24 protein-coding genes and 1 other RNA gene are annotated in these 26,036 nt (G+C 45.6%); 16 read left to right on the top strand and 9 right to left on the bottom strand.

The window, feature by feature from the left end; genetic code table 11:
• Positions 1 to 16 precede the first annotated feature (16 nt).
• The 3 genes from pfkA to WH46_RS00375 all read left to right on the top strand — a co-directional run bounded on the left by pfkA (position 17) and on the right by WH46_RS00375 (position 2,799).
• Positions 17 to 1,000 carry a 6-phosphofructokinase gene (gene pfkA / locus WH46_RS00385; RefSeq protein WP_017813841.1) on the top strand — a complete coding sequence of 328 codons (984 nt, stop codon included), beginning with the start codon at positions 17 to 19 and terminating at the stop codon, positions 998 to 1,000.
• Between the two features lie 308 nt (positions 1,001 to 1,308).
• A complete protein-coding gene (locus tag WH46_RS00380) occupies positions 1,309 to 1,908 on the top strand; it encodes a TetR/AcrR family transcriptional regulator (protein ID WP_082208267.1) in 600 nt (199 codons plus the stop codon).
• Between the two features lie 21 nt (positions 1,909 to 1,929).
• Positions 1,930 to 2,799: a DUF72 domain-containing protein gene (locus WH46_RS00375; RefSeq protein ID WP_046225332.1), complete on the top strand. Its 870-nt coding sequence runs from the start codon at positions 1,930 to 1,932 to the stop codon at positions 2,797 to 2,799.
• A gap of 186 nt (positions 2,800 to 2,985) precedes the next feature.
• On the opposite strand, the gene WH46_RS00370 is transcribed toward WH46_RS00375, so the two are convergent.
• The 4 genes from WH46_RS00370 to WH46_RS00355 form a co-directional block, all read right to left on the bottom strand.
• Complete coding sequence (locus tag WH46_RS00370; protein ID WP_046225331.1) at positions 2,986 to 4,344, bottom strand: MATE family efflux transporter; 1,359 nt, start codon at positions 4,342 to 4,344, stop codon at positions 2,986 to 2,988.
• A gap of 127 nt (positions 4,345 to 4,471) precedes the next feature.
• The gene (locus tag WH46_RS00365; RefSeq protein ID WP_046225330.1) at positions 4,472 to 5,650 is read right to left on the bottom strand and encodes a putative glycoside hydrolase; all 1,179 of its coding nucleotides are present in this window, start codon (positions 5,648 to 5,650) and stop codon (positions 4,472 to 4,474) included.
• Between the two features lie 297 nt (positions 5,651 to 5,947).
• A complete protein-coding gene (locus WH46_RS00360; protein WP_017813846.1) occupies positions 5,948 to 6,151 on the bottom strand; it encodes a hypothetical protein in 204 nt (67 codons plus the stop codon).
• Between the two features lie 207 nt (positions 6,152 to 6,358).
• Complete coding sequence (locus WH46_RS00355) at positions 6,359 to 7,180, bottom strand: YitT family protein (RefSeq protein WP_017813847.1); 822 nt, start codon at positions 7,178 to 7,180, stop codon at positions 6,359 to 6,361.
• A gap of 412 nt (positions 7,181 to 7,592) precedes the next feature.
• Here WH46_RS00355 and WH46_RS00350 point away from each other — a divergent pair, with 412 nt between their 5' ends.
• From WH46_RS00350 to WH46_RS00340, 4 genes are all read left to right on the top strand, one after another.
• A complete protein-coding gene (locus WH46_RS00350) occupies positions 7,593 to 9,206 on the top strand; it encodes a degradosome RNA helicase CshA (protein ID WP_046225329.1) in 1,614 nt (537 codons plus the stop codon).
• A gap of 252 nt (positions 9,207 to 9,458) precedes the next feature.
• Positions 9,459 to 10,358 carry a YesL family protein gene (locus WH46_RS00345; RefSeq protein ID WP_046225328.1) on the top strand — a complete coding sequence of 300 codons (900 nt, stop codon included), beginning with the start codon at positions 9,459 to 9,461 and terminating at the stop codon, positions 10,356 to 10,358.
• 42 nt (positions 10,359 to 10,400) lie between these two features.
• A non-coding RNA gene (gene ssrS / locus WH46_RS23615) (6S RNA) lies at positions 10,401 to 10,590 on the top strand.
• A gap of 195 nt (positions 10,591 to 10,785) precedes the next feature.
• The gene (locus WH46_RS00340; RefSeq protein WP_026136249.1) at positions 10,786 to 11,178 is read left to right on the top strand and encodes a DUF1499 domain-containing protein; all 393 of its coding nucleotides are present in this window, start codon (positions 10,786 to 10,788) and stop codon (positions 11,176 to 11,178) included.
• Positions 11,179 to 11,519: 341 nt separating this feature from the next.
• On the opposite strand, the gene tpx is transcribed toward WH46_RS00340, so the two are convergent.
• Positions 11,520 to 12,041, bottom strand: coding sequence for a thiol peroxidase (gene tpx, locus WH46_RS00335; RefSeq protein WP_046225327.1), 522 nt, complete (start codon positions 12,039 to 12,041; stop codon positions 11,520 to 11,522).
• A 137-nt stretch (positions 12,042 to 12,178) separates the two neighbouring features.
• On the opposite strand from tpx, the gene WH46_RS00330 reads away from it, so the two are divergent.
• Positions 12,179 to 12,859 carry a rhomboid family intramembrane serine protease gene (locus WH46_RS00330; RefSeq protein WP_017813852.1) on the top strand — a complete coding sequence of 227 codons (681 nt, stop codon included), beginning with the start codon at positions 12,179 to 12,181 and terminating at the stop codon, positions 12,857 to 12,859.
• Between the two features lie 195 nt (positions 12,860 to 13,054).
• On the opposite strand, the gene WH46_RS00325 is transcribed toward WH46_RS00330, so the two are convergent.
• Both WH46_RS00325 and WH46_RS00320 read right to left on the bottom strand, forming a co-directional pair.
• Positions 13,055 to 13,732 (bottom strand): zinc metallopeptidase, encoded by a 678-nt coding sequence (locus WH46_RS00325; protein ID WP_017813853.1) that lies wholly within the window; start codon positions 13,730 to 13,732, stop codon positions 13,055 to 13,057.
• A gap of 31 nt (positions 13,733 to 13,763) precedes the next feature.
• Positions 13,764 to 14,198: a MerR family transcriptional regulator gene (locus WH46_RS00320; RefSeq protein WP_017813854.1), complete on the bottom strand. Its 435-nt coding sequence runs from the start codon at positions 14,196 to 14,198 to the stop codon at positions 13,764 to 13,766.
• 484 nt (positions 14,199 to 14,682) lie between these two features.
• Here WH46_RS00320 and WH46_RS00315 point away from each other — a divergent pair, with 484 nt between their 5' ends.
• The 3 genes from WH46_RS00315 (at position 14,683) to WH46_RS00305 (ending at position 17,956) form a co-directional block, all read left to right on the top strand.
• On the top strand, positions 14,683 to 16,074 hold the full coding sequence (locus tag WH46_RS00315) for an ammonium transporter (RefSeq protein ID WP_017813855.1): 1,392 nt from the start codon (positions 14,683 to 14,685) through the stop codon (positions 16,072 to 16,074).
• A gap of 80 nt (positions 16,075 to 16,154) precedes the next feature.
• Complete coding sequence (locus WH46_RS00310; protein ID WP_197088237.1) at positions 16,155 to 17,228, top strand: DUF294 nucleotidyltransferase-like domain-containing protein; 1,074 nt, start codon at positions 16,155 to 16,157, stop codon at positions 17,226 to 17,228.
• Positions 17,225 to 17,956, top strand: a complete 732-nt coding sequence (locus WH46_RS00305; protein WP_046225325.1) for an exonuclease domain-containing protein — start codon at positions 17,225 to 17,227, stop codon at positions 17,954 to 17,956. Before WH46_RS00310 ends, WH46_RS00305 begins: the two co-directional genes overlap by 4 nt.
• A 91-nt stretch (positions 17,957 to 18,047) precedes the next feature.
• On the opposite strand, the gene WH46_RS00300 is transcribed toward WH46_RS00305, so the two are convergent.
• Both WH46_RS00300 and cimA read right to left on the bottom strand, forming a co-directional pair.
• Positions 18,048 to 18,698: a Mov34/MPN/PAD-1 family protein gene (locus WH46_RS00300; protein ID WP_046225324.1), complete on the bottom strand. Its 651-nt coding sequence runs from the start codon at positions 18,696 to 18,698 to the stop codon at positions 18,048 to 18,050.
• A 351-nt stretch (positions 18,699 to 19,049) separates the two neighbouring features.
• On the bottom strand, positions 19,050 to 20,669 hold the full coding sequence (cimA, locus tag WH46_RS00295; RefSeq protein ID WP_017813859.1) for a citramalate synthase: 1,620 nt from the start codon (positions 20,667 to 20,669) through the stop codon (positions 19,050 to 19,052).
• A gap of 177 nt (positions 20,670 to 20,846) precedes the next feature.
• On the opposite strand from cimA, the gene WH46_RS00290 reads away from it, so the two are divergent.
• From WH46_RS00290 to WH46_RS00270, 5 genes are all read left to right on the top strand, one after another.
• The gene (locus tag WH46_RS00290; protein WP_046225323.1) at positions 20,847 to 21,413 is read left to right on the top strand and encodes an Imm50 family immunity protein; all 567 of its coding nucleotides are present in this window, start codon (positions 20,847 to 20,849) and stop codon (positions 21,411 to 21,413) included.
• 200 nt (positions 21,414 to 21,613) lie between these two features.
• Positions 21,614 to 23,221, top strand: coding sequence for a HEAT repeat domain-containing protein (locus tag WH46_RS00285; protein ID WP_156172209.1), 1,608 nt, complete (start codon positions 21,614 to 21,616; stop codon positions 23,219 to 23,221).
• Positions 23,222 to 23,243: 22 nt separating this feature from the next.
• Positions 23,244 to 24,107 (top strand): hypothetical protein, encoded by an 864-nt coding sequence (locus WH46_RS00280; protein WP_046225321.1) that lies wholly within the window; start codon positions 23,244 to 23,246, stop codon positions 24,105 to 24,107.
• 103 nt (positions 24,108 to 24,210) lie between these two features.
• Entirely contained in the window at positions 24,211 to 25,506 is a 1,296-nt protein-coding gene (locus WH46_RS00275; protein ID WP_046225320.1) for a DNA polymerase IV, read from the top strand.
• Between the two features lie 201 nt (positions 25,507 to 25,707).
• On the top strand, positions 25,708 to 25,950 hold the full coding sequence (locus tag WH46_RS00270; RefSeq protein WP_046225319.1) for a ferredoxin: 243 nt from the start codon (positions 25,708 to 25,710) through the stop codon (positions 25,948 to 25,950).
• Positions 25,951 to 26,036 lie beyond the last annotated feature (86 nt).

The raw sequence follows: 26,036 nt of genomic DNA, 5'->3' as shown, positions 1-26,036 counted from the left end.
CAAGGGGGACATCACAATGTCAGCAGTAGAATCAGCAGTCAAAAAAATCGCAGTATTAACAAGTGGAGGAGACTCCCAAGGTATGAACGCAGCCGTACGTGCCGTTGTACGCAGCGGTCTGTATTATGGTCTTGAAGTATGCGGTATTCAACGTGGTTACCAAGGCCTGCTGAATGAAGATATTTTCCCGATGGATCTGCGCAGTGTAGGCGATATTATCCAGCGTGGTGGTACGATTCTGCAATCGGCACGATGTAAAGAATTCATGACACTCGAAGGCCAGCAAAAAGGTGCGGATATCCTGCGCAAGCATGGTATTGAAGGTCTGATCGTTATCGGTGGTGACGGTTCTTATCAAGGTGCCAACAAGCTGAGCAAGCAGGGCATCAATACGATGGGACTGCCGGGTACAATCGATAACGATATTTCGTTTACTGATTATACAATCGGCTTTGACACATCTGTTGGCGTGGTGGTTGATGCAATCAACAAACTTCGTGATACGATGTCTTCCCACGAACGTGTATCCATCGTTGAAGTTATGGGACGTCATTGCGGCGATATCGCATTGCATGCAGGTCTTGCTTCTGGAGCGGAATCCATTCTGGTACCGGAAGTTCCTTTTGATCTCAAAGAAATTGCGGATCGCATGCATCACAACTTTGCCTGCGGTAAACGCCACAGTATCATTATCGTGGCCGAGGGTGCCGGACGCGGGGAAGATGTAGCAGAGCAGCTGCATCTGCAGTATCCGAACCTGGAACCACGCGTAACCGTACTTGGACATATCCAGCGCGGCGGAACACCAACACCGCGTGACCGTAACCTTGCGAGTCTTCTCGGTGACTTTGCAGTGCGCAAGCTGATCGAAGGCGAGTCCGACAAAGCCTGCGGCGTTATCAAAGGTGAACTCGTACTGACTGATATCGACAAGGTAGTTAACAGCAAAAAAGAATTCGATCATGCAACGTATGAGCTTGCTCTGCGCCTGTCCCAATAATAATCAAGATAGCCCGGATTATGTTTTATTGTGTACCGCTTAGACAGGGATCGATCATAGAAGATAGATACAGCCTGCCCGTTTTTCGGAAGCAGGCTGTATGTATTTCTTCCGCTAACAGTGATTATTATTACATACAAGTCTATTTTAAGTATCGTTTCTGCAAGAAATTGTAATTTAACGGTAATTATTTTGCTTAAAAGTTAGAAGATAGCAGCAAATTATTGTACTATAAGATAGAAGGATGTATTACATCTTAAACTTACTTACTCAGGATGAAGAGAAACCGTAAAGGGGGATACCACACATTGGCGAGAGAAAAAGGAGCGAAAGGAAAGGAGAGCCGTTTACGTCTTTTACATGCAGCGGCCAAACAATTTGCAACTCATGGATTTTACACGACAAAGGTCAGCTCAATTGTAGCAGAGGCTAAGTTATCTCAGCCTGCGTTTTATCTGTATTTCGAAAGCAAGGATGCCGTATTTGAAGAACTGGTGGAGATGTTCCGTTCCAGACTGCAAGCTGTGATTAATGACAGTCAGCTGCCGGAGCAGAATGGAGCCAAGCATAGTGCACTCGATCAACTGTGTCATACCCTGCAATCGATGTTTGAGTATTTTTACAGCCATCCCGATCTGACTCGTATCGGATTCTATCTGTCTCCGGATGCGAATGACATCAAGCTGGAGTTGGTACAGGGAATCGAGAAAATGCTACGGCACGAACAGCAGAATTCCAATTTCGCAAGTGATATCCCCATGAACCTGGTCTCCGAATGCCTGGTGGGTACGATTGAGCGTATTGTATTTACACAGCTGCTGCCAGGTCAGATTACACCGGAAGAGCTATCTGTTAATATCGTACGTCTGTATGTATCCGGTCTGGCTCGGAATCAGAGTAAAGTATAGTTTGCAGGAGGAATTACTTTCATGATTACAGTCGGTTTGACAGGCTGGGGAGACCATGATTCGCTCTATTTGACGAAAGAGGCTTCCAAACACAAATTACCCACATACAGCAACCTCTTCCCGGCCGTAGAAGTGGATAGCTCTTTTTATGCCATTCAATCCCGGCGTAATATGGAAAAATGGACGGAGGAAACTCCAGACTCATTTCGTTTTCTGGTCAAAGCGTATCAAGGGATGACGGGCCATACCCGTGGCAAGATTCCCTATGATTCGAAAGAAGAGATGTTCGAAGCTTTTCGTTTGTCGATCAGTACAATGGCAAAAGCAAACAAGCTGATGGCAGCACTGTTTCAGTTTCCACCGTGGTTTGATTGCACGAAGGAAAATGTTAACACTCTGCGTCGTATCCGTGAGCGCATGGGAGAATATCCATGTGCGCTTGAATTTCGTCATCAGAGCTGGTTTACTTCCCAAATGCATGACCGGACGCTGAACTTTATGCGTCAGGAGAAATGGATTCACAGTGTATGTGATGAACCGCAGGCTGGTATAGGATCTGTACCGATCGTTGAAGCAGCAACCGATCGTCGTCTGACGGTAGTACGCATGCATGGCCGCAATATCTCCGGCTGGAATTCTGCTGGGCAGCCCAATTGGCGTGAAGTCCGTTATCTGTATCGTTATAATGAGGAAGAACTGGCAGAATGGGCAGCGCGGCTGCAGCGTCTGGAACAGCAATCCGAAGAAGTATGCATTATTTTCAACAATAACTCGGGTGGAGATGCTGCAGATAATGCCAGACAGCTCATGCACATGTTGGGACAACAATTGCCGGAAATTCCTTATGAGAAACAGCCGGAAGCAGAGCAATTGGATCTATTCGATTTATAGGAAATATGTAGAAGTCTAGGTTGATGGAATAAATATTCAAATTAATGATTAAATATTCATATAACAAATGTCTATTCCAATTTTAAATGGATAAGCTTTGCTCATAGCGTATAGGTCAGCTATGGTAATCAAAGTATTATCAAAAATAAAAAAGCCACTCTTCCTCAGGGAAGAGTGGCTTTTTTGCTAATGGTTGGCAAGACGGTAGAACTTGCGCTGTACCCACAATAAACGGGATAGCAGAGTCACAGCTCCAACAGCAAGCCCGATGCTCAGTCCGACCCAGTATCCATAAGCAGCGAGACTTGTATAATTGGCGATCCAGTAACCAACCGGCAGACCGATGACCCAGTACGACAGAAACGTCAGGAAAAAGGCAGGATTCACATCCTTGTATCCCCGAAGTGCACCCTGCACCGGTGTGGCAATAGCATCAGACAGCTGATAGAAGCTGGCATAAATCATAAAGTGGGCAATTAACTCAATCAGCACCGGATCGGAAGAATAGAGCGCCGATATCGGATAGCGAAAAGCCAGCAAAATGACTGCTGTACATACCGATAGCAGCACTGCGGTACCAATTCCAAGCAGACTGTATTGCCGTGCATCTCTCAGTCGTCCTGAGCCTACTTCGTAACCGACCAGAATTGTCAGAGCTGTACAGATACTCAGTGGAAGCATATACAACGTGGAAGCGAAATTCTGTGCTGCCTGATGGGCTGCGATCGTTAATGTATCATACCGACTCATGAGCAGGGTAACACCGGCGAAGATCGCTGTCTCAAAAAAGATCGCAAAACCCATCGGAACACCCAACCTCAGAATTTCTATCCATTTCTGTCCGGATGGACGGTGATATCGGCTGAAGATGCGATCGTCACGGAAAGGAGCGGCTAATATGACAACCAATACCGCAATCAGAAATACGCACCAGTACGTAATCGCCGAGGCAACACCTGCACCAACTCCGCCGAGCTTTGGAAATCCGAATTTACCAAAAATCAGCAAATAATTCAGTCCCACATTAATGGGCAGCGAGCAAAGTGTAATTAGCATAGAAAAGCGGGTCTGACCGAGCGCATCGATATAACTTCTCAGCACTGTATAACCAAATAGCGGCACAATCCCTGCCGACAACGCGATCAGAAAATGAAGTGCGACTTCATGAACCCGGGATTCCAGACTCATTGCACTGAGTATCGGTTGTACGGTCAGAATACCAATGATTAATATGACCAGAGATACCAGTACTGATAACAAGAGTGCCTGGTACACACTGAAACTGATCTTCGCACGCTGATTGGACCCTACCAGCTGCGACACAATAGGAGTGACAGCAACGAGTATGCCGCTGAGTCCTGCCTGAATGGGCACCCACAGGCTGGAACCAATCGCTACTCCAGCCAAATCCTGTGCACTGGCATGACCGGACATATTGGTATCAAAAAACGTCATCAGGGAAAGTGCAATCTGGGTAACCAGTACTGGGAACAAAATTTTGAGAAACTGGCCATATTTTTGCGACCACGTAGCAGTAGGTATCATTTTCACAAACCTCATTCAATAGAATTAATAAAGCATCCTCTCAGGTAAACATAAGAAATCCCCCTGCTACAGGGATCCTGTTTCAAGGATGCTTTGCAGCAGGGGGAAAGCTATTTATTTTGCGGTGTTAGAAATTGGCGTTTGAGGTATAACGGTTAGTAGCATTCCAGAGTAGATATTCATCCACACCCATTTCTTTCATGGCGCGAATCTGTTCATCCACTTCTTTTTTGCCATACTGGATATAGTGTCCGCCACCGAGCCAGCTGGCGGTGAAGTCCTGAATCCATGGACGGATAATCGGCTTTTGCTCACCCAATGGGTCCAGTTTTTTCAGTGTATCCTTCATGGAACCTTTGATAGTGATATACGGATTTTTGTCCGGATCATTAACACCATACCAGCCGGTGCTGTAATGACTTGGATAAACCATCGGGCTGATTACATCCACATTCTCGGAGATTTTGGCAAAATCCTGTCCAATACCTTCAGCAGCAGGCACGGAAGCCGCATAACCGAAGATATCTACTGATACCCGGACACCCAGAGGAGCAAGTTCTTTGCGTGCATACTGAACGAATTCAGCAATGACATCAACGCGGGACTTATCGTCCTTCTCGAACTTCAATTCATTTTCATGATTTTCGAAGCCTTCTGGGAAGCGTACGTAGTCAAATTGGATTTCTTTGAATCCTTTGGCAGCTGCTTCTTTGGCGAGAGCGATATTATAATCCCATACTTCTTTTTTGTATGGATTCACAAAGTTGTCTCCCTTGCCATTGCTCCATACCTGGCCGTTACGTTTGACAAAGGACAGCTCAGGATGCTTTTTGGCAAGTACAGAATCCTTGAAGACAACAATACGTGCGATCGGATAGACATCATGTTTTTTGAGACGGGTCATCAGTTTGTCGATATCACCGATAAACTTTTGCGGACTACCCATCTTTTTGAGTTCTGGATTTTCAGTTTTGTACGTTATGTATCCGGCATCATCTTTGAGATCGATAACCATGGCATTCAGCTCTGTTTTGTCCAGCAGATCCAGCAGGGTAGTCATACGGGAGCCGCCTGCACTATAAGCAGTTACATAGACGCCTTTAACTTTTGGAGCATTCGTCTGCGGGTCGATTTTGGCAGGGGGATTATCTGCATCTACCTGTGTACTATGCATCTGACTCTGAATGGCCACCCGGTTCATGATTGATTCCAGTGAAGCGTGTTGATTGGTTCCTTGTGTTTGAGCCGCCTGGTCGCCACCAAAAGTGGAGGAGGCAGCCAGCATAAGCGCCCAGAAAATATTCATGTAATTAACCCTCATCTCTTATGTATAATCGTGACAGTATCCAAAAACACTTTAAGTATAACGCATCAAAACACCATGATAAAGCCAACTTTGGAAATGACTTCCGGGTAACTTTTAGGCAGGTGAACAGCCCGGTTCATTTTCCCTTGATGCGTTTTGCTTAAAGTATTCCATTCAAGATATTTAAACAGGAGAGCTCCTAGTTAAACAGCCGAAAAACAAATAATGGTATTCTTCTCCAAAACAGAAAAACCGCCTTTGCCCGGCGCATATAGCGACATGAGCAAAAGCGGCATTTTATTGTAAAAATTGTTGATCCTGGTTCTCGCATATACTGTACTGGATAATCTCCATAGCATCATTGGGTTCCAGAATACGCAGCCCGTCGCGCAGAACAATAAGTGAATTGAGTTCCTGCTGTTTCAGGGAAGGCATCATATCCGGAAAACACTTCATGACAATTTGTGACAATTTGACTGTTTCCACTTCCACAATAATCATCCTTTCCTATCCTGGAATCACTTCGCTTAATACATGTACGAATTATTCGAACAGAAACTTAGGAAAAGCATGGTTGTTCATCAAGGATCAGGGACAGGACACAAACTTCAAAATCAGGTATGATGCAGCGGCGTGTACTGATTTTACTATATATAACGACAAAAAGCGACTTTCAGTGAATAGCAAACGCGAACTCTTCCGAAAATATCAGCTTTTCCGGAATGAACCCATGATGCCCACAGTCTCTACCATATTCACAAATGCATTCGGGTCGGTCTCTTTAATAATGCGGCGCAGCTCGGCCAGCTCATAGCGGGTAGTGACCGTCATCAACATATCCTTGGGCGTATGAGAGAAGGCGCCTTCCGCTTTGATCATGGTAACGCCGCGCTGCAGTGGCATCAGCTTCTCCAGCAGCAGTTCCGTATGATTGGATACGATAAACAGAGTGATCTTGATATGATGGACATAAATAAGGTCCAACACCTTGCCTCCAATGTAAATGGATACCATGGATGCAAGCGCAATATTCCAATCATTCGCCAGATATCCCATCGCCAGAATAACGAGACCGTTCAAGCCGACGATTACATTACCGACCGGGAAGTCACGATACCGGGTAATAATAGAACCCAGAATATCGAATCCGCCGGATGAACCGCCTACTCGGAAGGAAATGCCTACCCCTATACCGATCAATACACCACCAAATACCGAGGATATCAACAGATCGGTTGCAGCAGCCCGAATAGGGATAATAGTCATTAACCACGTTGTTGCGGCTACAGACACAATACTGAGAAAAATATATCTTTTTCCAAGCAGGAACCAGCCAGCTATCAGAAGAGGTATATTGTAGACAAAGTAGAGCATGCTGATATTAAAAGGTGTAAAATAACCGGTTAACATAGCAAGTCCTGATACCCCTCCGCTTAGCAGTTGGTGAGGAATCAGGAACAGGTTGAACGCAGCAGCTGTAAAAACGGAGCCAAGGATGACTACCAGCAGCGGCATTATTTTTTTCGACATTGAAGTTCACTCCTAGTGTTAGTTAGTTATGGAAAGTGTGCGTAACCATTTATGGGAAGTTTCTTTCGCAAAAGTAATTATATTATGATTCAGCTAGGCATAACCCTGTATTTTGTGATATAATGAATTAGATATTCTTGAGTAGGGATGTTTTGCTGAATGAAGTTCAGATTATTTTATAAATGCAAGACGGGTTTATTTCATCATAGAGAGTATTGAATAACTCTTTATTTAAAAAATCATTACTCCAGATGCTCTGGCAGTGAACGGATTATTCAATATCAACACCAGATAACGGGATATGGTGGTCTGTGAGACCTCCTGATAAGCAGCTAATATGCTACTCAATTGCTACTTAAGAATACAAACAAGTTAGTGGATTGTCCACCATCATAGAAGGAGTTTGAATATTTTGACTAAATTTATAGACTTTGGGTTAGGCGAAAATGTATTAAAAGCGGTTATGGAACTTGGATTTGAGGAAGCAACTCCGATTCAATCTCAAGCCATTCCAATCGCGATGAGCGGAAGAGACTTGATCGGTCAAGCACAGACCGGTACAGGTAAAACAGCAGCATTCAGTATTCCTATTATTAACAAGATCGAACGTTCGGAAGAAAAAATCGTTGCTCTGGTTATGGCTCCAACTCGTGAGCTTGCTATCCAGGTAGCCGAAGAAATCGAAAAACTGGCACGTTTCAAAGGCATTCGTTCCCTGCCAATCTATGGCGGACAGGAAATTGGTCGTCAGATTCGTGCTCTGAAAAAGAAACCTCAAATCATTATCGGTACACCTGGTCGTTTGCTTGACCATATCAACCGCAAAACAATCAAGCTGGAAGATGTACAGCACGTAATTTTGGATGAAGCAGATGAAATGCTGGATATGGGTTTCATGGAAGACATTCAGTCTATCCTGAAACAAGTACCGGAAGAGCGTCAAACAATGCTGTTCTCTGCTACAATGCCGGCTAACATTCAGCGTCTGGCGAGCCAGTTCCTGAAAAATCCGGAGCATGTATCCGTAATTCCAAAACAAGTAAGTGCACCACTGATCGATCAATCGTATATCGAAGTGAACGAACGTCAGAAATTTGATGCCCTGTCCCGTTTGCTGGACATGGAATCTCCTGAACTGGCTATCGTATTCGGACGTACAAAACGTCGCGTAGACGAACTGTCCGAAGCTCTGCAAAAACGTGGATATTCTGCAGACGGTCTGCATGGTGACCTGTCCCAGAACCAGCGTGATAACGTTATGCGCAAATTCCGTGACGGCAGCATCGATGTACTGGTAGCTACAGACGTAGCAGCGCGTGGTCTGGACGTATCCGGCGTTACTCACGTTGTGAACTTTGACTTGCCACAAGATCCAGAGAGCTATGTTCACCGTATCGGTCGTACAGGACGTGCAGGTAAAGAAGGTGCAGCTTATTCCTTCGTAACTCCACGTGAGCTGGATCATCTGCACTTTATCGAGCGTATTACCCGCCACAAAATCACTCGTAAACCACTGCCTTCTCTGGCAGAAGCGATTGAGGGTAAACAACGCATCACAGCTGAGCGCCTGCTGGAACTGGTTCAAGACGACACTGCTCCTCTGAACGAGTACAAAGGCATCGCGATCCAATTGCTGGAAAGCTATGATTCCGTTAACCTGCTGGCAGCTTCTATCAAGCTTCTGACAGGCGACAAAAAAGATGCACAGGTTGATCTGACACCAGAAGATCCAATTCGTGCAAAACGTCGTAAACCAGATGTTCGCTCCGGCGGACGCAAGCCATCCGGCAGCTACAACCGTAGCGGCGGTGGTTACAAAGGTAACAATAGCAGCAGTGGTGGCAGCCGTGGAGGATACGGCAGCGGCGGCGGTGGTTACAAAGGCGGAAGCCGTGACAACGCTGGAAGCAGCAGCCGTGAAGGTGGACGCGATTACTCTCGTGACCGCAAACCACGCAGCAATAATGGCGGAAGCAGCGAAGGACGTCGTCCTTCTACAACCAAACGCCCTGATTCTTTCGAATAATTAATTATTGATTTATTAGAATAATAGATACAAAAAGAGAGCCGGCTTTTACAGCTGGCTCTTTTTTATATATGATAAGGATATAAAAGTCATACATAGAATAGCAGCGTATGCAGGTCAGAGAAGAAGCAAAGCAAGATTGAGTGATATCTATACTGGTATTCTCATGGAGTCTTGGGTTATATTTAATATAGTTACGACCAGAGATAGCGGCTTTTATCATGCCGGTACGCATAAGAGGGGGAAGATGACGTGGAATTTAGAGGGGTAATGGGTGGTCTTTACAGGTTGTCAGAGTGGGTTATGCGTCTGGCGGGAAGCAACCTGTTATGGGTAATTTGTTCTTCACCGTTTTTGTTCTTTTTATTTTTTAGATTTCAATTTATGCAAATGGGTGCCAGTCAAAATGATATCCTTCAGACCAATTGGCTGTTGGGAATAGTGACACCGTTTACATTGTTTCCGGCTACAGCGGCCTTGTTCACTGTTGTACGCAAATGGGTGATGGGTGAAGGAGATGTATCCGTATTTAAGACATTCTTTAGAGGATACAAGGATAATTATAAGCAAAGTATGATTGGCGGGATTCTTTATACATTGCTGTTTGTAGTGATGTATGTAGATTATACCGTATATATGAACCAATTCCCGAAGCTGCAGCTATTGGGGATCATTATGCTGATTTTCCTGCTGGTATTATTTGTATCACTGTTTAACTTCTTCTCCATGATTGCTCATTACCATATGAGCCTCAAAGATATTATCAAAAATGCTGTACTGCTGTCGATTGTTCGTCCATTCCGATTATTTTCTACATTGATCGGTACCGTAGCACTTTTATTCATCGGAACCAAGTACCCGGTACTGTATATTTTCTTCCTGGCCTCGGCTATAGCCTGGTTCGCTTTCTTTAACTTCTATGGTGTATTCCTGAAAATGCAGGAGCAATCCGAAAAGCAGGCTGCTGCCGAAAAAGAGAAAGAATTGCAGGCTGATGAGCAGCTGGCAATTGGAAATGAAGCTCCATCCGTACAGGCAGAACGTCTGAATATTGATGAAGTCTCCCAGTCTTCCATGGACGAAGATGTGAAGAAGAAACTGGTTGATGAAGCAGAAGTAACAGAGGATCAAACGAAAAAAGGAAGAATATAGAAATCGACTTTACAAACGTCGGCACGAAGTTTATAATAAATTTACATCCTGCAATGCACGCCTCGATTTCTCGTTGTTTTGAACCAATGATGATGTCTCGGGAGATTCAAATCTAATTGTTGCTGACCGGCCCTATCCATTGGATGTGGGGACTTCAAATACAATTGTGCGATCACCCACCTGCTTAGCAGGTTCGAAGACAATGTTATCGGACGGCATATGCGGGACTTATCTTTATTTTAGCAAGAGGCAGGTGCCGACGTGATGTCGACAGATTTTTACAGAGAAACGCTCTGAATAAGGATTCATTCGAATCTATTAATCAGAGCGTTTTTCGTTTGCGCTTACATAATATTAGTTTTATTATTTCCGTACTAATGATACACTTAGATAAAGATAGGCCTGTATATGCAAAGGAGGAAAAGTCTTGTCATTAAAGAGAACGTTAGTGGGCATTATACGCAGTCAGGAAGGCACCGGTGACCGTGCCAAAGATCCTGAAATGAAAACAAGATATTATAATTTATCCCGCGAACGTGCATGGGAAGAAGTCTCTTCAACACTCAAAAAAATCCCCGGTTACAAAGTGCTGCATGAAGTATCCAGTGTAGGGGAGATAACCTTGGAACGTCGTTCTGGTCTGGGACGGGTGATGGATATTACCGTTTCTATCATTTCGATAAGTCCGGTACGTACTGCGATTGATATTCACTCGGCATCACGCGGATCACTCGGGGATCTGGGTGCCAACTACCGAAATATCATAACTTTGTTTAATTCATTGGAGAAAAAGCTGTCCCAGTATCGGGTAGTGGAATAATTACACATAGACGGTCTTGATAGGTACATGTATCAAAGCAGCTTGAATGCGGATACATAATCTTTGATGGTACACTGCGTATTTATAGTAGGATGGAGTCATGTATAAAAGGTGGTTAACCCGGTGTAAGAGGTTGATATAATAATGGATAGGCATTTATATATTCATTGCATCAGTAGATTGTATCAAGCGAACAGATGATGCCGGGCGGATCTCTTTTACAGGATTGCCGTCTATCATTTATGGATACCTGCACAGCAAAGAGCAGCTTCTCTAAGAGAGGCTGCTCTTTGTGATTATCATTCTATTCAATGCCATTAAAGGACTTCGACGTATTTACATTAACCCAGCAGTTTTTTGACAGCATCGATAGCCTGATCATAATCCGGATGATGGCTCATTTCAGGCAGATATTCTACGTATTGAATAATATCATTCTGATCCAGGACAAAAATCGCCCGCATATCAATCACAAACTCTTTGATCAGTACGCCATAAGCTTTGCCAAACGAGTTATCACGATAGTCGGACAGTGTAACAACGCGGTCTACACCGGCAGTACCGCACCAGCGTGCTTGTGCAAAAGGCAGATCGGCACTCACGGTAAGCACGACGACCTCTTCGCCCAGTTCGGAAGCAGCCTCATTAAAGCGACGAGTCTGCGCATCACATACACCTGTGTCCAGGGAAGGGACTACGCTGATCAATTTGATTTTGCCGGCAAAGTCCGATAGACTTGCCTGTTCCAGCAAGCTTTTGCTGAGGGTAAAGGAAGGAGCGGAATCGCCAACTTTCAGTTCGGGTCCCACCAGTGTAATCGGGCTGCCTTTAAAGGTAGCAATACCTGTACGTTCCTGAGTCATTGTTATAGACCTCCTAATAAAATGTAGATCGGCGTAAATATGCCGTCTATTTTCGCAATCATAGTCAGAATTTATTATAATTGAGTATATAGTATAAATCAAAATAATAGCCTGCCTATCGGCATAAAGGAGAAATTATGTTATTTGTACGTTATGAAAACTGGAAAAGCTTTTTACGGTTCTATCCGTTAACAACGCTACTGTTGCTTGCCAATGTGGTTGTCTTTATTCTGATGACGATCAATGGTGGCTCACGTACTACAGCGACTCTTGTAGAATACGGTGCATTAACCAATATTCCAGGCTATGATCAGTGGTGGAGAACGATCACAGCCATGTTTGTGCATATTGGTTTTGATCATCTGCTGTTTAACAGCTTTGGATTGATTGTATTCGCGCCTCCTCTGGAACGCCTGCTCGGTACATGGCGTTATGGAATACTATACTTTCTTAGTGGAATTATCGGTAATGTAATTAGCCTGGAGCTGTACCGTCAGTCGATGGAAGGTCACCTGGCAGCAGGAGCATCCGGAGCCATCTATGGAATTTATGGAGCATTCCTGTATATTGCTCTATTCCAGCGTAATATGATTGATCGCGCTTCTCGACAAACCATCTATACTATTCTTGGGTTGGGACTGATCTATACATTTATAGTACCAGGCATCGGAATCTGGGCACATGTAGGCGGACTCATTACCGGATTCTTCGTCTATGGTCTACTGCTCAGACTCAGTGGACTGCGCAAAAGGTGGGATCGGATTTTTGCCCGTCCGTCAATTCAGGAAGAGCTTCACAACAAGGATCAGAATCTATAAAAGAATAATTAAGAATAAACAAGCGGCATCTATTCAACATCATCACCTCAAAAGTGAACACAAAAAAGCCTTCCTACATTAAAAGTAGGAAGGCTTTTGGTATTCTTGACTGTAAATTATTAATCGGATTGCGATAAACCTTAAAGATCTTCTATTTAGCAAGATACAAGTATTACAGAATGTCTGTAGGTTGAATTAATCGCGATTGCCGAAGAACAGGAACAGAAAACGTGCAAGCTCCAATACGGATAGCAATGCAGCAGCAACATAAGTCAGTGCAGCAGCATTCAATACTTTACCCACACTGCGTTCTTCCTCATGGTTAACGTAACCTTCGCTTACCATAATATCGCGAGCCCGGTTGCTGGCGTTAAACTCAACTGGCAGTGTCACGAGTTGGAACGCTACAGCAGCGGAGAAGAAGATAATACCCAGTCCAAACAGATTCATCGAACTGAAGATCAGACCAGCCATCAGCATCAGCGGTGCAATACCTGAAGCAAAGTTAACCACAGGGAACATCCGGTGACGCAGCGCCAGCATCGGATAATGCTCCTTGTGCTGAATCGCATGGCCGATCTCGTGACAGGCAACAGCTATCGAAGAGATGCTGTTACCGTAATAGACCGGCTCGGACAGACGTACAACACGATGAACCGGATCATAGTGGTCTGTAAGTGCTCCCTGTACAGGTTCAATCGGAACGTCATAGAGACCATTGCTGTCCAGCATATGACGAGCAGCATCATAACCGGTCATTCCGCGCATGCTGGGAACTTCAGCATATTTATTAAATGTTCCCTTGACTCTAAATTGAGCCCAGATGGTCAAGCCGAAGGCGGCCAATGTTAATACCAAAAATAATACAGACATATCTCATTCCTCCATATTAATGTAGAACGGATTACATCAAGCCTGAGCCCTGTCCAAGCAGGAACTTCAGCGCTTCGATGCAAGCAGCACTCTGAGGAATCAAATTAACGAAAGCACGTTTGGCCTGATTGGGCTTCATTTGTTGAAGTAATGGCTCCAGTTCACGCACCTCACGCTGCAGCTGCAACATATGCAGCTCAAGCTCTGTTAGGCGCTGGGTCACCTGTTCTTCATCTGTTACCCGGTCCCAAGCGTTTAGTTTTTCCCTGATTTCCTCAAGGGTGTACTTGTCCTTCTTTAACTTTGTAATACGTTCTAATCGTGATAAGGTTTCAAAACCATAGAGTCTATAGTTTTTTAAGGAACGGCTTTCCGGTTCGATCAAGCCGAGCTTTGTATAATAATCTACGGTTCGTTCACTTAGACCAGCGATTTTCGCCAGTTCTCCAATGCGGTACAATTTCATATTCCCAACGTATCCACCCCCGTTTGTGGTCATGTAAACGAGGATTCAACACTGCTGAATCCTAATGCCTATATTACAGGAAATCAAACCATACAGTCAAACGTAATACTTAGTGAAACATACCCTGTAAATACAAGCAGGAAACAGCAATTTACTCGTCTCAAACGACATATAAAACTAATGATATAAATGTATATTCAATAACTTATATATAAGATAACAGAAATGGCTTAAAAGCAGCTGAAACCTAACTAAATAAAAGGTGAAAATTAAAGTCTTTAATTTCTTTAATGAGGTTATTATGGTATTGGATGGATATTATTATAGAAGTTATTTACCAAAAGTATAAATAATGATGGAAGATTTACAAAAGTATTTTCATGATTTTGAAAATTAACTCTTGTCATCGATGTTTCAATCTGATTATAATGACATTAAGGATTTCACGATATGTGAAGTAACATTACATAAGGGAGTGGGTTAAATGAGAAAAAAATGGGCCGTTATGGGGTTAGCGGCATCAGCCCTTCTTGCGTTTCCGTTTAGTGCTTTTGCAGCGGAGGAAGTTACAGCAGAGCAGGTATCCATGAATCTGGACACATTTTTCGTCTTTGTCGCTTTTGCTTTGGTAATGTTTATGCAAGCCGGATTTGCACTGCTTGAAGCAGGATCGGTACGGATGAAAAACGCCGGACACGTAGCCGGCAAGACCATTCTGACGCTGGGGATTGCTTTGATCGGGTTCTGGGCTTTCGGATTTGGACTTGGTTTCGGAGACGGTAACGGATTTTTCGGGTATCAGGGATTCTTCCTGAACGGCGAAGAGATGAAGAGTCTTTACGGTGCATTGTCCGGACTGGATATTCCCATTTCCATGATGTTTTTGTTCCACCTGGCTTTTGCGGCAGTATCGCTGTCGATCGCGTTTGGCGGATTTGCTGAACGTGCCAAGCTGAGTGTATATATCGTTTTCGGATTTTTATTTACTATTGTTATCTATCCTATTATTGCTCACTGGGTATGGGGCGGCGGATGGCTGGCTACCATGGGCATGCAGGATTATGCCGGCTCAACGGTCGTTCACTTGACTGGTGCGACAGCAGGCCTGGCAGCCACTATTCTCCTCAAACCTCGTCTTGGTAAATACAACAAAGAAGGCAAACCTAACATCATCCCGGGACATAATCAGGTATTGTCGGTTGTCGGTGTATTTATTCTCTGGTTTGGCTGGATGGGCTTCAATCCAGGTAGTGCATTGTCTCCGAATGGCGGATTCTTCACTTATGTAGCATTAACAACAAACCTGGCGGCAGCGGCAGGCGGTGTAGCTGCACTGCTCATCTCATGGGTCGTACTGGGCAAAGCGGATATTCCAAGCATGCTCAATGGTGTACTGGCAGCACTTGTAGCCATCACCGGTTCCTGTGCGTTTGTAGATGTATGGGCTTCGGTCGTTATTGGTCTGGTCGCTGGTGTAGTCACATTCTTCACGGCGCAGTGGTTTGAAAAAGCAGGTGTGGATGATCCGATCTATGCATTCTCTGTACACGGTATTGCCGGTATGTGGGGAGCGATCTCCACAGGTCTGTTCGCTACTCCTGAGCTGGTCGAACAAACAGGCGTTGGTGCACCGGGTTTATTCTATGGTGGCGGTTTCCACCAATTGGGCGTACAGCTGCTGGGTATGGTAGGAACATTCGCATTTGTACTGGTACTGTCGCTCGTTATTCTGGGAATTATGAAGGCACTCGGCGGTATTCGTGTTACGGAAGAAGAAGAAATGATGGGTCTGGATATCAGCGAACATGGTTCTTATGGATACCCTGAGCAAATGAAGGCACTGGGTGAAGTGGATCGCAGAAAAGCAGGTAACTGATTCCATTATCTTCATATAATAGAGTCTTCACAAATAAGAAGCAGAACATCATAGAATACAGATGCTGGGAGATGAAGCCGATGAAGGAGTCATTTCTCGATCTTCCCCTGCCGGATCTCATGAACAGTGATTCGATAGAAACGTTAAGGAATAAGCGTATCCTGGTGCAGCGTCAGCTTTATCAGTCGTTACCGCAAGCGGATATTCGCAGTTGGGTGAAGACGGTAAATGAGATGCATGATTATGTCATGCAGCAGGCAGTCATCATATGTGAGCAGCAATTAATCGAGGCGGGCTATGGTCCGCCTCCTGTTGCTTATTCTTTTATCGTTTTTGGCAGTGCAGGAAGATGCGAGCAGACGCTTTGGAGCGATCAGGATAATGGACTGATTATCAGCGATGAGGAGCATGAAGGCAAAGAGCGATACTTTACAGAGTTTGGAAAAAGGCTCGCCGACATTCTGGAACAAGCAGGCTATGAGAAATGCCGGGGTAAGGTCATGTGTTCGGAATCGATGTGGCGTAAAACACTGAGTGAATGGCATACACAAATGGATGACTGGCGGGCAGATCTCAGCTGGGAGCCGGTGCGTAACTGGATTATCGCTTCCGATATGCGTCACATGTATGGTGATAAGCAACTGGCTGTAAGCTGGAAAGAATACTTTTATGAAGGCATTCGGGAGACACCAGCGCTGGCTGCAGCTGTACTGCGTAATACAGTCAGGCACAAAGCTACGCTCAATGTGCTGGGTCAGATTGTTCCAGAGCGGTTTGGAGAACATGCAGGTGATTTTGATGTGAAGTATGGTATCTATATTCCACTTGTAAATGCCTCCCGCTGTCTATCGATTCAGCATGGCATCTATGAATCGTCTACATTGAAAAGACTGGAACGGCTGATTCAGCTGGAAGCGGCATCGCTTGCACTGCTGGAGATGATGCAGGAGGCTTTTTTGACATCGCTGCGTATGCGTAATTCTACTCCGGTACGGGAGCTGGATGGACTGTACGTGAGCAGTGGGTTCATGCTGCAAAAAGATTGGCGGCAGCGGCCATTTTTCCATGAATTAAGAGAAAGTCTGGGAACAGTAAAGAAAGCTCATCGTGTACTACAGCGACAATTACGCTTTCTGGAGAGGAGAGGCTTATGAAAGAACCTGCGAAAACCGGAAGTGGCTTTTGGCGGAGTCTGCGCAGCGGCGGGGTGCCGTCTGCGATTGCTTCTGTCTTTGGTGCACCTTCTGCCCAGCAGATGGCTTTTATACGTTCTCTGTCACGTGAACAGCGTCGCACGGAAGTACTTCATTTACCGCTCAACCGCTTGGAGACCGTCGTGTTCGATCTGGAGACGACGGGATTTCATGCGCAGCATGGGGATGAGATTTTATCATTCGGTGCAGTGAAATTGGTCGGGGATGAGCAGGTGGATGAATTTTACACACTGGTGAATCCCAAAATAGCGGTACCGGATAATATTACAGAATTAACAGGTATTACGCAGGAAATGACGGATCAGGCGCCTGCGCTCATCGATGGGCTGCATGATTTTATGGCATTTGCCGGCAGATCGGTATTGATTGCGCATGGTACCGGACATGACAAGGCATTTCTGAATGCTGCTTTATGGAAAACGTCCAAGATTCAATTGACTCACCGCATACTGGATACGATGATGATTGCCAGATGGCTCAAGCCTTCACTTGATAGTTACGGATTAGATGAAGTTCTGGAAGAGGCGGAGATTCCGGTGACGGTACGCCATCATGCGCTGGAAGATGCGAAAATGACGGCTTCCCTGTGGAAAGAGTATCTTCGTCTAATGCGTCACAAGCAGGTGGAGACGCTAGAAGATCTATATGCGTATCTTTGTAACTTCTGACGTCATCAGGTATAGGTATAGGTATAGGTATTTTGGAATAAGCTACGATGCTAAATAGGGTGTGACTTTAAATAGTATGCAGACTGGAAGCTTACCCGATATGCAGAATAGCAGGTAATAATGCATAAGACATCGGTTGTTGAGCGTCAATTTTGCTGAAAGATGAGGAGGAGCGTCTGGCTACCTGATAAGAGCCTATATGCAGTTCCGGAAGTGAGCTAATGTCACATATGGAATGAATAGCGCAACTTGGTGTTGTAGAAATTGGAATCGCGCAGGGTAGCGAATTGGTAATGGGCGGATGAATGTTTACCAGTTCTATTCCTTGTGCAGATTCCGCCCTTTCGGTAGATGCTACATATTTATCTGACAAAGGCGCAGGCGAACCGATCAAATACGCCGAGATCATGGATGCAAATTCCGGCAACTGCTCTGTGTCGGTAATAGAAGGGATCGGTGCTGTAAGCGGATGGGAGTGGAAAATACCGATTAAGTTGTTATTTTGGAAGCAATAAGGAATCCATTCTTCGGGTGCAAAGGAAAAATGATGCAGCGGGTCAGGTGCGACGTTGCGTAATCCATGGTACGAGTGGATATGCATACCGCCCGCTGCTTTTTTACCAAGCAGTACTCCGCAGACTTCTGCAGCAGGTGAAGAAACCATATGTGTTGCAATCTGCTCCAGGGCAGAGGAAGCGAGATGAATGGTAGGATTCTTTTCCTTGCCCAACAAGTCTGCCATGCGTATTACCCTCTCTACTTGGACTCTCTGTATAACAGGGAGTCTCTTTTTATTTACTTAGATTTATGTACTTAGATTTGTGTGATCAAATTTATGTATACAAATTTATGTAATCAAATAGCTGGTGTACAATTAGTTCAGCTTATGGCATGGCCTGACCAGAAAAAAGATCCCGATGCCCTCTTGCGTTTCGCTATAGCAGCGGTCTAAGCATTATTGTCCGCGATCTATAGTTATTATGCAAGTAATCAGGCAAAGAGATCTTTTGGATAATAAAAAATAATGAAATGCTAATATGGAGTACTATAACACTATGAAGCGTTACAGTGTATGGCTAGCAAGAAAAGCTCATCAGTGATTTACAATCCCATGTGCAGCCGATTCCTGATGATCGCTCTGATCCGGCAGCTGCTGACCAAGCAGGGCATAACGAATACTGTCAACAAGCGCTTCCCAGCTGGCTTCGATAACGTTGGCAGAGACTCCAACCGTGCTCCATGTGGTCTGCAGATTCTGTGACTCGATCAGGACGCGAACTTTGGAAGCTGTAGCATCGGCGTCGTCCAGTACACGAACTTTGTAGTCGGACAGATGCATTTCGCGCAGACTCGGGTAATATTCGACCAGTGCTTTGCGCAGTGCGTTATCCAGTGCATTGACCGGTCCATTGCCTTCGGCAGCAGTATAGACGCTTTCTCCACCAATCCGTAATTTGACGAATGCTTCCGATACGACGGCAGATCCGGCATTTTTCTCCACCAGCATTTTAAAGGATTCAAATACAAACAGTTCTTTGAACTCGCCATTGGCTTCGCGCAGCAGCAGTTCCAGGGAAGCATCGGCGCCTTCGAATTGATAACCCTGATGCTCCAGATCCTTGATTTTGCCAATGATCTGACGGGTCTCTTCATTCTCTGGATCAAGCTCCAAATTCATTTCTCTGGCTTTGGACAGTATATTGCTCTGACCGGCAAGTTCCGAGACCAAAATACGCTGCTTGTTGCCAACCTGCTCAGGTTCGATATGTTCATACGTACGGGAATCACGCAAAATGGCGGAGACGTGAATGCCACCTTTATGGGCAAACGCAGCATTGCCGACATACGGCTGATTGACTGGCATATGCACATTGGCGATCTCGCTGATATAACGTGCCGTGTTGGTCAACTGACCGATCTGTTCCGGAGTGATACAGGAATAATCCATTTTGAGCTGCAGATTAGGAATGATGGAGCAGAGGTTGGCATTGCCGCAGCGCTCACCATAACCATTCATCGTGCCCTGTACCTGACGTGCTCCTGCCTGTATGGCACTGAGCGTATTGGCTACTGCCAGTTCACAGTCGTTGTGGGTATGAATACCAAGTGAAGCCCCATCCAGCTCGGCAGTCAATCTGGATACGATCTCATACACTTCATGCGGAAGTGTGCCACCATTCGTATCGCAGAGGGTTAGCCAATCTGCACCTGCTGCATGAGCGGCGCGCAGTACGGATACAGCATATTCGGGGTTGTTTTTATACCCGTCAAAAAAATGTTCGGCATCAAAAATCAGTTCCATATGCTGCTGCTTGAGATAAGCGACAGAGTCGGCAATCATCGCCAGATTCTCCTCCAGCGTTGTCTGCAGTGCCGTATGAACATGAAAGTCCCAGGATTTGCCGACCAGTGTTGCGGCCTGGGCGCCAGATTCAACCATACGCTGCAAATTGGCATCATCATGTGCTGAACTGCCTTTGCGGCGTGTGCTGCCAAAAGCGGTGATCTTGGCATTCAGTCCAAGTGTCTGTACACGCTTGAAAAATTCAATATCCTTACCATTGCTGCCCGGAATACCACCTTCGATGTAGTGTACACCGAGTTCATCAAGTTTTTTAGCGATTTTCAGCTTATCGTCGGCAGAGAGGCTGATGCCTTCGCCCTGGGTGCCGTCGCGAAGCGTCGTATCGAAAATCGATATAGATGTGGACATGATATGGAATCCCCCTTGTATTGGACCAAGATTCAAAAACATTTTATTGCGGGTGTCAGAGATGCCTTATTTTTTAGTATAATTCGTTATTATAGCATTGGATATATGTCAGGTATACGATAATTTTGCTGAATATACAGCTTATACACGGCGATCCAAAAGAATGGAGGCACAAATATGAAAGTAGCAATCGAGAAGGTAGAACAAAGTGGCAAGGAATATACAATACGGTATCAGCTGGAAAAGCCGCTGCCGTTTGATTTGCATGATATTGTCATGCTGCAGGCCGGTGATTATGTCGTAGGCAGTGTGCGTCAGTTGGATGCAGAACAGATTACACTTTATATCAGTGAGGAAGAATTAACATGGGGAGATCAGACGATTATTCAACTGGCTTTTTCACCCACTGTTTCTATTCGCGGCAGCAAAGAGATCATTGCCGAGCTGGGGCATTTTCCTGATTTTGAAGAAGGAATTATTACCGGATACGAGATCGGCAAGGATCGGGTCGAGCTAACAGTTCAACTGGCAGAACCTCTATCAGACCATGAAGTGAAGCTTACTTTCATGGAGGCGTTTGATATCGAATTCTCTCCGCCGGATGCGCGTCTTAATGTGATCTCGGAAGTCGATTTCCGCTATGATGGCACCGATATGGTAGTGGATATTGAAGCGGCGCAGGGATTATCCGGCAGCTTTTTCTGCGGCGGTATCCAGGCGGAACTGGTACAGAAGGATAACTAGACGAGCTGGGAACAAGCCGTTGCTGCAACCCCAAAAGTTGCTGAGAGCAGCGGCTGTTGCTTGTCTATGAATAGAGCTGATCTAGGAATTGTGGATTTGGCTTTATGGCAACGTAGAGATGTAATAGACTAATGTATCAGGATATAATTCTTTTAAATGAAAGTGAAGATCAAAGATATACCCGAAGTGAGGAGGTCGGCATGATGTCCAGACCAAAAAGAGAATTATCCCAGCAGGTACAAGTATGCATCAACAAATTATACAAGCAGCAAAACAGCAAATGGATCCGGCTGATCCGGCGTTCCGGAGAGATTGCGGCTATCCCGTACTTGACGCCTTTTCTGGAATCACCAGAGCTGGAATTACAAACGGCTGCCGAAAATACAATCAGTGATCTGCTGAAGCATTGTCCTCCATCCGATCTGGTATGGTTAAGTGAGAAGATGCGTGAATATCTTCCATACGGGTTCACAGAGAATGCCAGTCAGTGGGTTCATCTGACTGCAGAAAATATAAAAAAGTGGCCGGCCACCGTACATCCGGTCAAGATTATTATGGCCAGTTTCCATTGGAATGGTTATGTGCGCGAAGAAGCTTTAAAACGGATTATCCAGTTTCATGATGGATCGGAAATTCCTTTTTTGTTGATCCGGATGAATGATTGGGTATCTCCGATCCGATTTCATACGTACAAAGCATTAAAGCAGCGTATACATACGCATAATGCAGGCGCCTTTATCCGCAATATTACACTGGTTAAGCGTCTGGAAAGCTGCGGTAGAGACCGTTATGAGGCTTTGACTGAATCGATATACGACCTGCTGCGTCAATCGGAATGCCTGTCGGAACTGGAGCAGGGAACGATATCGACAGACCGGGATATGCGGCGTTTTTGTCTGCAGATGGCATTGGAATCAAGAGCAGCTGTGCCGGTAGAAGTGCTGGAAAAAGCGCTGTACGACCGGGATGCTTCCATACGACTGTGGGCAGCAAGAAGGACAGGTAATGTATTATCCGGTGCAGATTTGCAAAAAATCCTTTTGCTGATGGTACAGGATTCGTTTCCCTCCGTAAGGCGTGAAGCATTGGAACTGATAGCACATCATTTTCCTGAACAGGCTATTCCTTTTTTGAGAGAAGGGCTGCTGGATCGCAATGCCGTGATCAGGGAAATTGCACGCAGACATTTAGCGCTAAGCGAATCCATATCGTACGCGGAGTTCTATATGGATAAGATCTGGTCCGATAATGAAAAACATCTTGCAGCAGCATTATATGGTCTGGGAGAGACAGGACAGCGAGCAGATGCCGAAATTATCGCGGAATATATGCATTATCCGGCAATACATGTCAGGAAGGCAGTTGTCCACAGTCTGGCACGTCTGGATGCAGATACCTACCAGGAACTGCTGTGGCAGTCATTGCTGGACAGACAGCAAGGAATATCCAGAGAAGCAGTACAAGCTTTTCAAAGACATGCTTATTTGCTGGAAAAAGATGAATTGGTACATGGTATTGTAAACAGCGACTGTGTGCACGTACAGCGTAACATGCTGCGTCTGCTGCCGGCTTTTGGAGGATGGCAGCATCTGGAGAGTCTGCTGGATATTATGGCTGGAACCCGAACAAGCTGGATTAAGCAGGCAAGCATTCATCAGTTAAATAACTGGACGCATGTCTCAGGCCGTTCCTATCGCAGCCGATTAACGTCGGAACAGGAGCAGGTAATGCTGAACAAGCTGGAATCCTGCGCGATCATTCTGGAATCCAAACAGGTTCATATGCTGCGCTGGCTGATTACTTCATGACAGGATAAGGGAGAATAACAGGATGGAAGACTATTTCAATAAATACCGACTGGAGCCCCAGCAGGGAGAAATATCACGCACGATCGAGATTAACCATGCAGAAATTATGGCACTCAACAAAATGATCATGTTTCTCAAATTTGAATGTACCGATCCGGAAGCGGGGTTATATGCAGGCAGCGCTTCATTGAATAGTCTGCTTGGCAAGGTGCTGGAAATACACCCTTTCCGCGAGAGTCAACAGGAATTCCTGATGACACCGAATCCGCGTATCGCTGGTATAGTCATGGATCAGCTGGAACGTGCAGACCTGCTGGAACGAACTTCATCCGCTCGGCGCAGTAACGAGTTGAAACGGATTATTATGGAAGCCATGATATACCCATATGCTTACGACGAACAATTGATGCAACGGGAATACTACGAGCCACTCCTGCCCGACAGTGGAGTGCAAACAGGCGAGCAGTGGATCGAGCAGATCGTCGGTATCATGTACAAGGAGCCATATGTACAGCAGATTCATAGCAAATGGGGCCGTCTGCCGCTTGCGATACGTAATCTACTGCTATTGATCGATTATGATACCGAGCTGCAAATGAATGGCTTGCTTATAGCATTGGATAACTTTGATACGCGTCGTCAGTCTGAGCAGTTGATTACTGCGCTTCAGGATGCCGGGTTACGACAGGAGGCCGTTCTGATTGAAGAGCTTAATCTACAGCGCACCCTTGAGCAAGACAGGGATGCAGCAGGCAACCTGACGGAAGCATTTGCTGCAAAACTGCAAACCGCCGAGCGGATGATACAGTTGGACGAGCACTCGCAGCTGTATGAGTGTATGTATGACTATGCGGAGCATGCTATGCAGAGCTGGAGACAAGAATAACTGCCAAAGTTGATTGTCAGATAGCTATTCTTTTTTTATAATAAAATAGAACGTTTGTACGCATGTGATCCGCAGGATGCCGGTCAGCAGAAGGAGGGAAGCGATGAACGGAAATAAAGCCTACTATCCGGCGCGCGGTAGAGTGATTCTGCATGTGGATATGAATGCCTTTTACTGTTCGGTGCATGCTGCCGAGGAGCCGGACAAGTATAAAGGAAAGCCGACAGCGGTAGCCGGCAGTGTCGAGCAGCGTAAGGGTATCGTCGTTACCGCTTCCTATGAAGCCCGCGGACGTGGAGTGAAGACGGGTATGCTGGTCGGTCAGGCGCTGCAAAAATGTCCGAATATCATCGTGATTCGACCGGACTTTCACCTGTACCGCAAATATTCATCTGCATTTATGAATATTGCTTACAGCTATACACCGCTACTGCAGGCAACTTCTATTGATGAATGTTATCTGGATATTACAGGCTCCAGCCAGTTCGGTACCCCGCTGGAGATTGCAGCGGATCTGCAGCGGCGTATCCAGGACGAACTGGGACTTCCCTGCTCGGTAGGGATTGCACCGAACAAACTACTGGCCAAGATGGCTTCGGATATGAAAAAGCCCAACGGAATCTCTATTCTCCGTATTCGGGATGTGCCTCGTCTATTATGGGATCAGCCATGTGGACAATTATTCGGCATCGGCAGCAAGACAGCGGCCAAATTGCGGGAGATGGGTATTCGTACAATTGGACAACTGGCTGCTGCCGATGAAGCAAGACTCAAAGCGAGGTTCGGTATTCAGGGGAGCTGGCTCAAACAGGCTGCCAATGGAACCGATCATTCTCTTGTCGAGCCTGATCACGAACCGAACAAGTCGATTGGTCATACCACGACCTTGCCGGCGGATATTCAGGATCAGGAAGATATACGCCGGGTGATGCTGAATCTGAGCGACCAGGTGTGCCGAAGGATGAGGCGTCAGAAGCTGATGTCACGAACGGTGCAGATTACAATCCGCACACCGGATATGAAGACCATTACCCGTTCCAAGGCGCTGTCTGTACCCACAGAGACTACCGAAGAAGTGTATCATGAAGCCTGTGCACTATATGACAGGCACTGGGCAGGCAAAGGGCCGGTTCGTCTGCTCGGGGTTACTTTACAAAATCTGCTGCCGCGTGATGAAGCTGCTGTGCAGCTGGATCTGTTCGATTATGGGCGTCAGCCGCAAAAAGAACAGCTGAATGAGGTCATCGACCAGCTGCGTGACAAATTTGGTGAAAGCGCCCTGCTCACTGCTGGTATGCTCGGTAATGATCCTTCCGTGTTGATTCGCAATCACAAGATCAGAGGAACTTCGCTGCAGCGGGATGGACAGCGTTTTACACAGGAAGAGGAACCTATGTAAAAGCGATCGTTTGGCTGGGCGGCTTAAAGGGTAAAATTTAACATGACGCACTTCTGATTTTAGAACAATTAGATGTTCATAATTGGAAAACAGCTGGTAATACATTTGAAATTCTCGAAGGTTTATATTATATTTTGTTTATATGTACAGACCGGGGTCCGATACAAAGACTACTGGAAAGCATGGATAGGAGGAATACAGATGAGTAAATTTACTTGGGTTGATAAGGATACATGCATTGCTTGCGGTGCTTGTGGAGCTACAGCACCTGACATTTATGATTACGATGATGAAGGTCTGGCTGAAGTTATCTTCGATGGCGACAACAATCGCGGCGTAATGGCTATCCCTGACGATATGTTCGAAGATATGCAGGATGCATGCGATGGCTGCCCTACCGATTCGATTCATATCGAAGATGCTCCATTTAACAAAGAAGCCTAATTTCTCTAGGGAAAATGGCTTTGGTCAAACGCTCTGTTCACCGCGTTGGTGGACAGGGCGTTTTTTGTGCAAATCATGCGATCTAA

This window comes from Paenibacillus dauci, from assembly GCF_000971985.1.
GTDB classification, from domain to species: Bacteria; Bacillota; Bacilli; order Paenibacillales; family Paenibacillaceae; genus Saccharibacillus; species Saccharibacillus dauci.
The sequence above is the reverse complement of the archived record's forward strand: the minus strand, read 5'-3'. Positions and strand labels throughout refer to the sequence as shown.